Annotated in this window: 10 protein-coding genes and 1 pseudogene; 9 read left to right on the top strand and 2 right to left on the bottom strand. The window is 67.7% G+C overall.

All coding sequences use genetic code 11. The features are described 5' to 3' along the window. A pseudogene (locus GSQ95_RS13430) lies at positions 1–230 on the bottom strand (methyl-accepting chemotaxis protein); the annotation flags it as partial. A 590-nt stretch (positions 231–820) separates the two neighbouring features. Continuing rightward, a complete protein-coding gene (locus tag GSQ95_RS13440; RefSeq protein ID WP_372240081.1) occupies positions 821–1,762 on the bottom strand; it encodes an AEC family transporter in 942 nt (313 codons plus the stop codon). A gap of 333 nt (positions 1,763–2,095) precedes the next feature. Here GSQ95_RS13440 and GSQ95_RS13445 point away from each other — a divergent pair, with 333 nt between their 5' ends. From GSQ95_RS13445 to GSQ95_RS13485, 9 genes are all read left to right on the top strand, one after another. After that, the gene (locus GSQ95_RS13445) at positions 2,096–4,528 is read left to right on the top strand and encodes a glucose/quinate/shikimate family membrane-bound PQQ-dependent dehydrogenase (RefSeq protein WP_158894726.1); all 2,433 of its coding nucleotides are present in this window, start codon (positions 2,096–2,098) and stop codon (positions 4,526–4,528) included. 440 nt (positions 4,529–4,968) lie between these two features. Beyond that, positions 4,969–7,365: a pyrroloquinoline quinone biosynthesis protein PqqF gene (gene pqqF, locus GSQ95_RS13450; protein ID WP_158894723.1), complete on the top strand. Its 2,397-nt coding sequence runs from the start codon at positions 4,969–4,971 to the stop codon at positions 7,363–7,365. A gap of 184 nt (positions 7,366–7,549) precedes the next feature. Next, positions 7,550–7,621, top strand: a complete 72-nt coding sequence (pqqA, locus tag GSQ95_RS13455) for a pyrroloquinoline quinone precursor peptide PqqA (protein WP_003243383.1) — start codon at positions 7,550–7,552, stop codon at positions 7,619–7,621. A gap of 55 nt (positions 7,622–7,676) precedes the next feature. Beyond that, a complete protein-coding gene (pqqB, locus tag GSQ95_RS13460) occupies positions 7,677–8,588 on the top strand; it encodes a pyrroloquinoline quinone biosynthesis protein PqqB (RefSeq protein WP_158894720.1) in 912 nt (303 codons plus the stop codon). Positions 8,589–8,593: 5 nt separating this feature from the next. Beyond that, positions 8,594–9,343, top strand: coding sequence for a pyrroloquinoline-quinone synthase PqqC (gene pqqC / locus GSQ95_RS13465; RefSeq protein WP_158894717.1), 750 nt, complete (start codon positions 8,594–8,596; stop codon positions 9,341–9,343). Further along, positions 9,340–9,615, top strand: a complete 276-nt coding sequence (gene pqqD / locus GSQ95_RS13470; RefSeq protein WP_133862265.1) for a pyrroloquinoline quinone biosynthesis peptide chaperone PqqD — start codon at positions 9,340–9,342, stop codon at positions 9,613–9,615. The genes pqqC and pqqD overlap by 4 nt, the downstream gene beginning before the upstream one ends. A gap of 22 nt (positions 9,616–9,637) precedes the next feature. Beyond that, positions 9,638–10,789, top strand: a complete 1,152-nt coding sequence (gene pqqE / locus GSQ95_RS13475; RefSeq protein ID WP_158894732.1) for a pyrroloquinoline quinone biosynthesis protein PqqE — start codon at positions 9,638–9,640, stop codon at positions 10,787–10,789. A 163-nt stretch (positions 10,790–10,952) separates the two neighbouring features. Then, on the top strand, positions 10,953–11,477 hold the full coding sequence (locus GSQ95_RS13480; protein WP_158894714.1) for a GNAT family N-acetyltransferase: 525 nt from the start codon (positions 10,953–10,955) through the stop codon (positions 11,475–11,477). 119 nt (positions 11,478–11,596) lie between these two features. Continuing rightward, positions 11,597–13,003, top strand: coding sequence for an ATP-binding protein (locus GSQ95_RS13485; protein WP_158894711.1), 1,407 nt, complete (start codon positions 11,597–11,599; stop codon positions 13,001–13,003). Positions 13,004–13,676 lie beyond the last annotated feature (673 nt).

Consider the following 13,676-nt stretch of genomic DNA (forward strand, 5'->3'; position numbering starts at 1 on the left):
CGCTCGGTCACGCTGCCCAGCCGCTCGCCGGCGCTCTTGGCCACCTGCATGCTGAGCGCGCTCTGCCGCTGGCTTTCCTGCATCAGGGCCACCGCGTCACGCGAACCGCTCTGCAGCTCCTCGATCATCTGCTGGATCTGCTGCGCCGAACTCTGGGTGCGGCTGGCCAGAGAGCGGACCTCGTCGGCCACCACCGCAAAGCCGCGCCCGGCTTCGCCAGCACGGGCCGCCGGCGCTGACCGCGGCCTTGTACCAGTCGCGCTGGCGAGCGTCGTAGCCGGCCTCCATGGGGGTATGGGGGCGGTCGGTGAAGGTGCCGTCGACCTCTCCCAGGTAGGTGGAGTCGAAATTGCTGGTGTAGAGCTTCTCTTCCAGCAGGCCCACCACGTTGGCCGGGCTGCTGTCGCGGCTGAGCGCCTGGGCCTGGCTGTCGATCAGCTTGACCCGCGCGTCCAGCCAGTAGGCGATGTTGCCGGCGGTGATGCGGCCGATCTCGCCCAGCGAGGCTTCGAGACTCTGGGTGATCGCCTGGCGCTGCAAGTAGGCATTGAAGCTGGCGAAGCCGGCCAGGGCCAGGGTCACCACCAGGGCGGCCGCCAGCAGGATCTTGTGGCTGAATTGGAGTGAGCGTTTCATGGATACCACGCGTAGGACTGGGAGAGTGCGGTCGCGCTCCTCTCAACTACTTATCGCGATAGACATCAAGAGGGCGAACCGACCGGGGAACGATCGAGGCCAGACCATTTACGCTCAAATCTGCCTTTTTGGCTGGATACAACCGATAAACGTTCTCACATCGCCGATGTCTGGCCGACCTGGTCTAGAGCAGGCTGAATCCCTTCAGCAGGAGCAGGCCGAGATTGGTGGTCAGCATCCCGCCGAGGGTACTGAGCACCACGATGGTCGCCGCCAGCTGGGCATTGCTGCCGGCGGCGCGAGCCATGACGAAACTCGACGCCGCCGTCGGGCACCCCAGGTAGAGAAAGAGGATGCCCAGCGCCGGTCCCTGGATGCCCAGCGCCAGGGCGCCCAGCACGCCCAGCAGCGGGATCCAGACGATCTTCCACAGGCTGGCGCCCAGCGCCAGGCCGCTGCTCTCGCGCAGCGCGGCCAGCGACAGGGTGGCGCCGATGCACATCAGCGCCAGCGGCAGGGTGAGACCCGCGAAGTAGCGCGCCGAGGTGTCCAGCCAGCGCGGCAGCTGCCACTGGAAATAGGCGAAGGGAATCGCCAGCAGGATACCGATGATCAGCGGATTGCCGAGGATGCTGCGCAGCAGGGTGCGCCAGTTGGCTTCCAGGTGCGGACTGTAGATCGCCAGCACGATGGTCGAGAGCACGTTGTAGAAGAGGATGACCATGCCGGCCATGATCCCGCCCACCGACAGCCCATAGTCGCCGTACTGGGTCGTCGCCAGGGCCAGGCCGACGATGCCGCAGTTGCCGCGAAAGGCACCCTGCACATAGACCCCGCGATCGGCATGGGGGCAGCGCCAGAGCGCCCAGCCCCAGGCGGCGAGAAAGCTCACCACCGTGGCCAGGGCGAAATAGCCCAGCAGCAACGGCTGCAGCGCCTCGCCGAGATCGGCCTTGAGGATGCCGAGAAACAGCAGGGTCGGCATGGTGGCGCGAAACACCAGCGCCGAGGCGGTGTTGATGAAGGGGGTGTCGATCCAGCCCAGCCGCTTGAGCACGCAGCCCAGCAGCACCAGGGCGAAGACCGGGGCGGTGACGTCGAAGGTCGCCTGGACCAGGGCAAGCACGTCGGACATGGCGGAAGGCATCGCGGAAACGGCTCGCGATGGTAGCAGGCACGGCGCGCCCCGGGTTCCTTCCTTCCGTCATCGCGAAGTGACATCAGTCAATGCTTAGCTTACTATCTACCCGCCCGATTCAGACGACGCCCCCGATCCATCCCCTCCTTCGCTTCAGCGCGACCGCTCTAGCCTCCTGCCAGGGAAGCCGGCGAAGGGGTGGAACAATAAGACAGACAACAGGTTCAGACGTAGCAGACGACAGATCCGCATGCGGTTCCGATTTGCGATGTCGTCGATCGAGTCGAAGTCTCTTTTCACGATTGCATTGCGAGCGCTGCCATGACTGTCACTTCCAACGCGAGACCGGGAGGCCTGCCTGCCAGGTTACTCGGCATCCTGTTCATCCTCCTGGGCCTCGCCCTCTTGGGGCTGGGCATCAAACTGGCCACCCTCGGGGGGTCCCTGTATTACCTCGGCGGCGGCGTGCTGCTCGCCCTGAGTGGTTACCTGCTGTGCATCCGGCGGGCCAGTGGGGTCTGGGTCTATGCCTTCTTCCTGGTGATGTCCACCGCCTGGGCCGTACTGGAAGTCCAGTTCGACTGGTGGCAGCTGGTGCCGCGCCTGGCGCTCTGGTTCGTCCTCGGCCTGGTGCTGCTGATCCCGGTGTTCCGCCGTCCGCTGGACAGCCGTAGTGGCGGCCTGCCGCTGGTCGGCTCCCTGGTGATCGCCGCGGTCGTCGCCCTGGTTGCCCAGTTCGTCAACTACAACCGTCTGGACGGTGACCTGGGCCGCGATACCGCAGGCGTCGAAAGCGCCGCCCCAACCGCCGCCGATGGCGACTGGCCGTCCTATGGCCGCACCGCCTTCGGTGATCGCTACTCGCCGCTCAAGCAGATCGACGTCAACAACGTGAAGGAGCTGCAACCGGCCTGGACCTTCCGTACCGGCGACATCCCCGGCCCGAACGATCCCCAGGAGACCACCGCGGAAAACACCCCGCTCAAGGTCAACGGCAAGCTCTATGTCTGCACGCCGCACAGCCAGGTGATCGCCGTGGACCCCGACAGCGGCAAGGAAATCTGGCGCTTCGATCCCAAGCTGAGCACCCAGCACGCCGACAGCTTCAAGGGCTGGGCGCACATGACCTGCCGCGGCGTGGCCTACCATGACGACGCCACCTACGCCGGCACCACCACCGCCGGCCAGAGCCCGGCCACCGGCAGTGCCGTGCCGGTCGACGAGCAGAGCACCCCGGCCGCCAGCAGTTGCCCGCGCCGCCTGTTCCTGCCCACCGCCGACACCCGCCTGATCGCCCTCAACGCCGACACCGGCAAGGTGTGCAGCGACTTCGGCGACAACGGCCAGGTCGACCTGACCGCCAACATGGGCAGCTTCACGCCCGGCGGCTACTACTCCACCTCGCCGCCGGCGGTGACCCGCAACCTGGTGATCATCGGTGGCCACGTCACCGACAACGTCTCCACCGACGAGCCGTCCGGGGTGGTCCGCGCCTACGACGTGCACAGCGGCAAGCTGGTGTGGAACTGGGACAGCGGCAATCCGGACGCCACCGCGCCCATCGCCGCCGATGGCGTCTACACCCGCAACTCGCCCAACATGTGGTCGATGATGGCCGTCGACGAAAAGATCGGCATGGTCTATCTGCCCATGGGCAACCAGATGCCCGACCAGTGGGGCGGTGACCGTACCCCGGACTCCGAGAAGTACAGCGCCGGCGTGGTCGCCCTCGACATCGCCACCGGCAAGGTGCGCTGGAACTACCAGTTCACCCACCATGACCTCTGGGACATGGACGTGGGCGGTCAGCCGACCCTGGTGGACATCAAGACCGAAGGCGGCGTGAAACCCGCGCTGATGGCCTCGACCAAGCAGGGCAGCATCTATGTGCTGGACCGCACCAACGGTCAGCCCATCTACCCGATCAAGGAAACCCCGGTGCCCCAGGGCGCGGTGGAAGGCGACCACACCTCGCCGACCCAGCCGGTCTCCTCGATCAATCTGGCCGCGCCGACCCTCAAGGAAAGCGACATGTGGGGCGGTACGCCCTTCGACCAGGCGCTGTGCCGCATCGCCTTCCGCGAGCACCGCTACGAGGGCATCTACACCCCACCGTCCACGCAAGGGTCGATCGTCTACCCGGGCAACTTCGGCGTGTTCGATTGGGGCGGTATCTCGGTCGATCCGGTGCGCCAGATCGCCTTCCTCAACCCCAGCTACATGGCCTTCACCTCCAAGCTGGTACCGCGTGAAGAGATCGCCAACCAGCCGGCCCGCAAGAGCGAGACCGAGGGCATCCAGCCCAACAAGGGCGCGCCCTATGGCGTGATCCTGTCGGCCTTCCTGTCGCCGCTGGGCCTGCCTTGCCAGGCACCCGCCTGGGGCTACGTGGCGGGTCTCGACCTGACCACCGGCAAACTGGTCTACAAGCACAAGAACGGCACCGTGCGCGACAACTCGCCGGTTCCGCTGCCCCTGCCCATGGGCGTGCCCAGCCTGGGCGGCACCGTCACCACCGCCGGTGGCGTGGCCTTCCTCAGCGGCACCCTGGACCAGTACCTGCGTGCCTATGACGTGAAGAACGGCAAGGAACTGTGGAAAGGCCGCCTGCCAGCCGGTGGCCAGACCACCCCCATGACCTACACCGGCAAGGACGGTCGCCAGTACGTGCTGGTCTATGCCGGCGGCCATGGCTCGCTGGGCACCAAGCAGGGTGACTACGTGATGGCCTTCGCCCTGCCCGAGAAGAAGTAAGGGCGCCCGCGCCCGAGCTCCCCTCTCCTCCGGGAGAGGGTTCGGGGTGAGGATGCTTCGAGCATTTTTGACATCCTGTTGGAACCCCCCTCGCCCCACCCCGAAATCCCGGCCCAGCCGGGATTTTTTTCGCCTGGGTTTTTTCTCTCTATGAAAAGAGCCCCCTGGCACCCAGGGCCCAGCGGAAAAGGCTGCGCCGTTTTCCACGCTACGGGGTCAAGACCGTGCCTCGAACGCTCCCTCTCCCCCTGGCAGAAGGCCAGGGGGAGGACAAACCCAGGTACCCCATCCGCTCCTCTCCCTCTCCCCTTGGGAGAGCGCCGGGGTGAGGGCCAAACCAGGCACGGCTCTCGCTCTTCCCCCTCTCCCCCAGGGAAAGGGCCGGGGTGAGGGCACGCCCCGCTCCATCACCTTCCCCTGGACTCGGTTAAGCTACCCCCATGCCCAGCTCTCTTTCCCAACACCGCCGCCTGCGCCTGGCCAACGGCCTGGCCGTCGCCCTGCTGCACGATCCCGAGCTGCCCCAGGCGGCCGCCCTGGTGCGCATCGGCGCCGGCAGTCACCAGGCACCGCGAGCCTTTCCGGGGCTGGCGCACTTTCTCGAACACCTGTTCTTTCTCGGCAGCCGGCGTTATCCGGCGGCGGACGGCCTGATGCCGCTGGTGCAGCGCCTGGGCGGCGAACTCAACGCCAGCACCCGCGAGACCACCACCGACTTCTTTTTCGCCCTGGCCCCCGAGCATCTGGCCGCCGGGCTCGCCCGACTGCTGGACATGCTCGCCGCACCGCTGCTGACACCAGACGCCCAGCGCCGCGAACGCGAGGTGCTGCACGCCGAATTCATCGCCTGGTCGCGCAGCGCCGATACCCGCCGCGACCTGGCCCTGGCCCTGGCCGCCGGCCTGCCCGCGGACCATCCCGCCGCCGGCTTTCACGCCGGCAATCGCTACAGCCTGCCGCTGCAGAGCCGCGCCTTCCAAAGGGCGCTGCGCGCTTTCCAGCACCAGCACTACCGCGCCGGTAACGCCCTGCTGGTGCTGGCCGGGCCACAACCGCTGGCCGAACTGGCAGAGCTGGCCCGCGAACACGGCGCCGTCCTGGCATCCGCTCCTGCGTCCGCGAATGCAGCGCCCCCGCCACTCCCGGCCACCGGCGAACGCTGGCAGACCATTACCGCCGCGCTGCCCAGGCTGGCCCTGCAATTCGCTCTCGACGACCTGCCGCCCGGCAGCTGGGAGGCGGCGGAGCTGCTGGAGGCCCTGCTGCTCGGCGACCATCCCGGCGGCCTGCCCGCCCTCCTGCGCCAGGCGGGCCAGGCTGAACAGCTCAGCCTCGCCTGGCCCTATCGCCAGGCCCGCCAGGGCCAGCTCCGGCTGGATCTCTCACCCGGTCCTCAGGCCAGCCCCGGCCACCTGACCCGCACCCTCCTCGCCTGGCTGGACACCCTGCGCCAGACACCTCTCGCCACGCTGCAGCAGGGTCACGCCGAGCGGGTCCGGCGTCAGTGGGCCACCCTGCCCGCCCTGGCGCTGGCAAGACGCCTGGGTGAACGCCTCTGGCTGGATCGACCCGGAGACGCCTGGCCACAACCGGCCCTCTCGCCCGCCGCCCAGGCCGCCTGGCCGCGGCTGCTCGCGCAACTGGTCCCGGAGCGTCTCAGCGGTTTCGCCGCCGGCCTGGCCGATGCAGCGAACCGGGCATCGCCCGTCGCCGCCCCCTTTAGCCTGCCACCGCCCAATCCTTTGCTCGTTGACCCCGTACCTTCGAGCGCCCCGGCGCTGCAGCCCTGGCCGATCAGTCAGGCCCTTGCCCCGCAGCAGCGCGAAGGCCTGCTGTTCCTGCACTGGCGATGGCCGGGGCCGCCACCGGTCGCGCCCGACGTCCGGGTGCTGGGCGCGCTCCCCCGGCTGGCCGCCGAAGCGGGCGTCAACCTGCGCTGGAGTCCACCGGGGGCGCCCTGGGAGTTGCGACTGCAAGGCTGGGCCGCGGCGCTGCCGGCGGTGCTGGAGCAGGCGCTCGGACGCCTGACGGCGGAGCGGGATAACAGCAGCCCGGCACCCGCGGTCCCGCCCGAGCCCATGCTGATCCGCCAGCTGCTCAAGGTCCTGCCCGAGCGACTGACTGCAGTCACGCCGCTGACGGAGATTGCCGAAGGCCCGCGTTGGCAAGCCCTCGCCTGCGGCCTGCCGCGGACGGCGCAGGCATCCCTGGCTGCCGTCACCCCGCCGCCCCGGCCCCAGGCCGGGCCGCGGGGCGAACTGTCCAGCTTCACCGGCCGCCACTGGCACCCCGAACCCAGCGCCGATGCCCAGCAGGCGCTGCTGCTGTTCTGTCCGCAACCCGACGCGCGCCCCACCACCGAAGCCGCCTGGCGGCTGCTGGCGGCGCGCCTGCAAGGACCGCTGTTCCAGCGTCTGCGCAGCGAGCGGCAACTGGGCTACGCGATATTTTCCGCCTATCGCCAGCTGGGCGATCAGGCCGGTCTTTTGATCGGTGTTCAGTCACCCCAGGCCCGGGCAGCGGAGATCCTGGCGGAAATCGAAGGCTGCCTGGCCGACAGCCTCAAGGCGGTGCAGGCCGAGGCCACGACGCTGGCAGAAGACATCCGTCAGCTGGTGCGCGACTTCAGCCCCGCCACCCCTCAACGCGCCGTCCTGGCCGAGCGGCTCTGGTGGGGCTTCCAGCGCAGCGGGACGCTGGATCTCGCGCCCCTGCAGCAGGCCCTGGCCGCCCTGGATGACGGGGCCCTGCAGCGGGCCTGGCAGCAACTCACCGCCAGCGACGCGCCGCGCTTCGCCCTGGCCAATGCCGGCGCGCCATCCGGCTGGATGTCATAGCTTTCAACACTTTCCCGGGAGCGTCGGCCAGCCTTGGCGGTCAATCTGTTGCAGGATCGGTAAGACAGTTATGTCCGCCGGACCGCCAGCGATTCGTCGCGGCAAAAACCCTTAGCTAGATAACATTTGTTAGACTTGACGACCGGATCCATCCGGCTTTCGCAGTCAAAAGAGGAGACCTCCCATGTGGACCAAGCCTGCTTACACTGACCTGCGCATCGGCTTCGAAGTCACCATGTACTTCGCCAACCGTTGATGCGCCCCACGCCCCGGTTCGCCGGGGCGTACTTTTTCCAGGTTTAGCCTTTCCCATGCATATCCAGATTCTCGGCTCCGCCGCCGGCGGTGGCTTTCCCCAGTGGAACTGCAATTGCGTCAATTGCGACGGCTTCCGCAAGGGCACCCTCAGGGCCCAGGCCCGTACCCAGTCCTCCATCGCCCTGTCCGACGACGGGGTGAACTGGATCCTGTGCAACGCCTCGCCCGACATCCGCGCCCAGCTGGCCGGCTTCGCCCCGCTGCAGCCGGCGCGGGCCCTGCGCGACACCGGCATCCGCGCCATCGTCCTGCTGGACAGCCAGATCGACCACACCACCGGCCTGCTCAGCCTGCGTGAAGGCTGCCCCCACCAGGTCTGGTGCACCGAGATGGTCCACCAGGACCTCACCACCGGCTTTCCGCTGTTCAACATGCTGGAACACTGGAACGGCGGGCTCAGCTGGCAGCCCATCGCCCTGAGCGGCAGCTTCACCATTGCGGCCTGCCCGCATCTGGAATTCACGCCCTTCCCGCTGCGCAGCGCCGCGCCGCCCTATTCGCCCCATCGCCACGATCCACATCCGGGCGACAACCTGGGGCTGCTGGTCCATGACCGACAAACCGGCGGCAAGCTGTTCTATGCCCCGGGCCTCGGCCAGCCGGACGCCGCCCTGCTGGAGCTGATGGGCCAGGCCGACTGCCTGCTGGTGGACGGCACCCTCTGGACCGACGACGAGATGCAGCGTCGCGGCGTGGGCACCCGGACCGGCACCGAGATGGGCCACCTGCCGCAGAGCGGTCCCGGCGGCATGCTGGAGGTGCTGGCCGGCTTCGCGCGCCAGCGCAAGGTGCTGATCCACATCAACAACACCAATCCGATCCTGGACGAAGACTCCCCCGAACGCGCCATCGTCGCGCGCCAGGGCGTGGAAGTCGCCTGGGACGGGATGTCCATCGAGTTGTGAACGCCATGCCCAACGCCCTCACGCCCGCCGAATTCGAAGCCGCCCTGCGCGCCAAGGGCGACCTCTACCATATCCACCACCCCTATCACGTGGCCATGTACCAGGGTCGTGCCAGTCGCGAGCAGATCCAGGGCTGGGTGGCCAACCGCTTCTACTACCAGGTCAACATCCCGCTCAAGGACGCCGCCATCCTGGCCAACTGCCCGGATCGCGAGATCCGTCGGGAGTGGGTGCAGCGTATCCTCGACCATGACGGCGAGCCCGGCAGCGAAGGCGGCATCGAGGCCTGGCTGCGCCTGGCCGAGGCCACCGGCCTGGATCGCGAGCAGGTGCTCTCCCAGGAACTGGTGCTGCCCGGGGTGCGCTTCGCGGTGGACGCCTACGTCAACTTCGCCCGCCGCGCCTCCTGGCAGGAGGCCGCCAGCAGCTCCCTGACCGAGCTGTTCGCGCCGCAGATTCACCAGTCGCGGCTGGACGCCTGGCCACAGCACTACCCCTGGATCGATCCGGCCGGCTACGAGTACTTCCGCACCCGCCTGGGCCAGGCCCGCCGCGACGTCGAGCACGGCCTGCAGATCACCCTGCAGCACTACACCAGCTGGGAATCCCAGCAGCGCATGCTGGAGATCCTGCAGTTCAAGCTGGACATCCTCTGGAGCATGCTGGACGCCATGAGCATGGCCTACGAACTGCACCGCCCGCCCTATCACAGCGTCACCGCCGAGCGTTGCTGGCACCGAGGAATCGACCTATGAGCTTCGACCGCACCCAGGTGCCGCGCTGGCGTCCCGGCTACCGCTTCCAGTTCGAGCCGGCGCAGGACGCCCATGTGCTGCTCTATCCCGAGGGCATGATCAAGCTCAACGACAGCGCCGCCGCCATCGGCGGGCTGATCGACGGCCAGCGTGACGTGGCCGCCATCATCGAAGCCCTCGACGAACGCTTCCCCGGCGTCCCCGAACTGGGTGCGGACGTCGAACAATTCATGGAGGTCGCCCGTGCAGAGCACTGGCTCCTGCTCGGCTGACATCAGCCTGCCGGGCACGCCCATGCAGTTGCCGCAGCCACCCACCGTTGCTGCGCCCAGCGTCGGCCTGCCCCTGTGGCTGCTGGCCGAGGTCACCTATCGCTGCCCGCTGCAGTGCCCCTACTGCTCCAATCCCCTGGACTTCGCCGCCCAGGGGCGCGAGCTGACCACCGAACAGTGGTTCAAGGTCATGGCCGAGGCGCGGGAGATGGGCGCGGCCCAGATCGGCTTTTCCGGGGGCGAACCCCTGGTGCGCCAGGACCTCGCCGAGCTGATCCGCGAGGCGCGCCGGCTGGGCTACTACACCAACCTTATCACCTCCGGCATCGGCCTCACCGAGGCGCGCATCGCCGAATTCAAGGAGGCCGGCCTGGACCATATCCAGATCAGCTTCCAGGCCAGCGACGAACAGGTGAACAACCTGCTGGCCGGCTCGAAGAAGGCTTTCGCCCAGAAGCTGGCCATGGCCAAGGCGGTCAAGGCCCATGGCTACCCGATGGTGCTCAACTTCGTCACCCACAGGCACAACATCGATCGCATCGACCAGATCATCGACCTCTGCCTGGCGCTGGAAGCCGACTTCGTCGAACTCGCCACCTGCCAGTTCTATGGCTGGGCCGAGCGCAATCGCGCCGGTCTCCTGCCGACCAGGGCCCAGCTGGAGCGCGCCGAAGGCATCACCAACGAGTACCGCGCGCGTCTCAAGGCCGAGAACCATCCCTGCAAGCTGATCTTCGTCACCCCGGACTACTACGAAGAGCGCCCCAAGGCCTGCATGGATGGCTGGGCCAAGCTGTTCCTGACCATCACGCCGGACGGCACCGCCCTGCCCTGCCACGGCGCCCGGCAGATGCCCATCGCCTTCCCCAACGTGAAGGAGCAGGAGCTGCGGCACATCTGGTACGACTCCTTCGGCTTCAACGTCTACCGCGGCTACGACTGGATGCCCGAGCCCTGCCGCTCCTGCGACGAGAAGGAAAAGGACTACGGCGGCTGCCGCTGCCAGGCCTTCATGCTCACCGGCGACGCACGCAACGCCGACCCGGTCTGCGCCAAGTCGCCGCACCACGACCTCATCCTCGCCGCCCGCCAGGAAGCCGAGACCACGACCCAGCGGATCGAGGACCTGCACTTCCGCAACGAGCGCAATTCGCGGCTGATCGCCAAGGCTTGAAGCCGGCGGCGGCGCCAGGCACGCCAAGGTCGTCGGCGGAATCCGGTCCCCCGCGCCAAGGCGCAGGCTAGTCGACGGGACTCACCACCCACGGCTCCGAGGCATTTGCCTCCCGGCCGGGCAGTGACCATACTGCCCGGCCGGACCTTTTCGCCTCGTCGTCATGCCCTCGATACGCCCGCTGCGCCCTGCCGATATCCCTGCCGTTCTCGATATCCAGGCGGCCACCTACCCCGCCGACCTGCTCGAAGACCGCGCCTTCTACGTCAATCGCCTGGAGCTCGCCCCGGAGCACTGCTGGGCGGCGACCGATGCCGAAGATCGCCTGCGCGGCTATCTGATCGCCTATCCCTGGGACGACGGCCTGCCACCGGTGCTGGGGGCGCGCCTGGAGCAGCTGCCGAGCGAGGCTTGCACCTGGTTCCTGCACGATTGCGCGGTGCATCCCGCCGCCCAGGGCCAGGGCGTGGCCGGGCGGCTCTATCGCCACGCCAAGGGCCAGGCCCGACGCGCCCGCCTGCGCCAGGGGCGGCTGGTGTCGCTGTCCAACGCCATCGGCTACTGGCAGCGCCACCACTATCATCCGGTTCCCGCCGACGCCGCGCTCAAGGCCAAACTGGCCGGCTATGGCGCCGGCGCCTGTCTGATGCAGCGCACCCTCGAGACCCCGGACAACGAGCACGCGTAAAAACTGCAAATCTAAATGCAAGTATTTCGCTTTCGCCTTAACATGGTCCAGCCCAGGAGGGCTTCTGCCGCCCGGCGCTCTGGCGCGGGTATCTTGATCGCCGCTACAAGGAATCCCTGATGAACATCGCTCCAGCGTCTTCGGCCAAGGGCCGGCGCGTCTTTTCCGTTACCTTGTTGGCCGCCCTGCTGGCGCTGGGTGGGCAAGCCGCCCAGGCGCGCTCCAGCTTCGAAGCCCCCGATCCGGACTACCACGGCGAGATCAAGGCCAGCCCCGTCACCGGCACCGCCATCCTGGCCGGCAGCGAGGTGGCGCTGGACGGTCGTGGCTTCACCCCCGGTCAGCAGATCACCCTGTCCCGCGGCGGCGTGGCGCTCAACCCCGACGCCGCCTACGTGGCCGACGCCCAGGGCAACTTCAAGGCGACCCTGCGCATCCCCGAAGACGCCGCCCCCGGCCAGCACCCCATCGTCATCAGCACCGCCCAGCCTTCGGGCGCCGCGGTCTTCCCGCTCAAGGTCTCGCCGGTGGTGCCGCTATCCGGCGCCGACGCCTATAGCCTCACCGCGGTCAAACTGGTGCCCGGCCTCTACCAGGTGGACAGCAGCGCCAAGACCGGCGCCCTCTTCGTCACCTCGGCCGTGGGCCGCCCACCGGTCAAGGTCTCGCAACTGCTCAAGCTCGATCCCAAGGACCTGGCCATCGAACGCCAGATCACCCCGGCCGCCGCCCCCGGCGCGGAGGCCGGTGTCTACGCCGTCTACGGCGTGGGCGTGGACGATCGCAACGGCACCGTCTGGACCACCAACACCCGGCAGAACACCGTGGCGGTCTATCGCCAGAGCGACCTGGGCCTGGCCAAGCAATTCGAACCCGGCCTCGTGCCCCATGCCCACACCGTGGTGGTCGACGAGAAGCTCGACCGCGCCTTCGCCTCGGCGGCCATGACCCCGGACATCGTCAGCTTCGACGCCAAGACCCCGGCCGTGCGCAAGCACATCACCATCGAATCGGGCGTGCGCGGCGAGCAGTTCGCCGTGGTCGGCATGCACCTGGACCCGGCGGTGCACAAGCTCTACGCCGTCAGCCTGAAGACCAACGAAGCCGCGGTGATCGACGCCAAGACCGAGACCGTCGAGAAGGTCTTCCCGATCCAGGGCGCCAAGACCCCCATGGGCGTGGCCCACGATCCCCAGACCGATCGCCTGTTCATCACCGCCCAGGGCAGCGACAACCTGCTGATCGTCGACGCCAAGACCGGCAAGACCCTGCACAACGTCACCACTGGCGCCGGGGCGCTGAACGTGGCCTTCGACCCAGTCAAGCGCCTGGCCTACGTCACCAACCGCGGCGCCGGCACCCTGACCGTGGTCGACCCGGACGGCACCCTCAAGGCCAACCTGGAACTAGGTACCTACCCCAACCATGCGGTGGTGGACGCCAAGGGTGTGGTCTACGCGGTCAACAAGGCCAAGGGCCAGGATGATGCCGAGGGGGATCGGATTACTCGCGTGATGGCCAAGTAAGAGGCTTGCCCCTGGCCTGGACAACCTTCTTATCGCGGCCATGGGCCGCTCCTACAGGTGAGCCCCCTGCTGTAGGAGCAGTCCATGACCGAGATAAAGGCGTGATTCCAAGCTTGAGTTGAGCGCCAGCGAAGCCCAATGCCTTTGGGCTATCGGTGGCTAGCTGTTTATCGCATTTTGCTGATGTTTTTTGTTTCGCCCACCCGGGCGAGTCACTTTTGTCAGTCGCGACAAAAGTAACCAAAACCGCTTGCCCCGACCATCCGGCCCTTCGCTTCGCTGCGGGTCCGCTCACGCCAGCGCCGTTCCGGGGTCGGCCTACACGGGCCCTCCATGGCCCGTTAGGCCTCTCGCCGCATCCATGCGGCTCGACCCCTCCACGACGCTGGCGTTCGCCCTCCTGAACGGGGCGATTCGCTAGCCTGAAAGTGTTGGTTGAAAAGCGATAACCGTCTGTAGCGTGGACAACGGCGAAACCTTGTCCACAGGGATCGACGTTACGCGCCAACGGAAAACGCTGCGCGGTTTTCCACGCTACGACTGACTCTGGCTCTGCCTGTAAACACCGCAGTCTCAGGCTGGCGCCCCGTCCCCGTCAGTGAGGCCGAGTGCAGGTGTTGCGGAGGGGGATGCGAGGCAGGACGCCGAGCAAGGCGCGAGGGGCAGGAGGCCC

It is taken from the genome of Pseudomonas sp. BAV 4579 (assembly GCF_009765395.1).
GTDB classification, from domain to species: domain Bacteria; phylum Pseudomonadota; class Gammaproteobacteria; order Pseudomonadales; family Pseudomonadaceae; genus Chryseomonas; species Chryseomonas aestiva.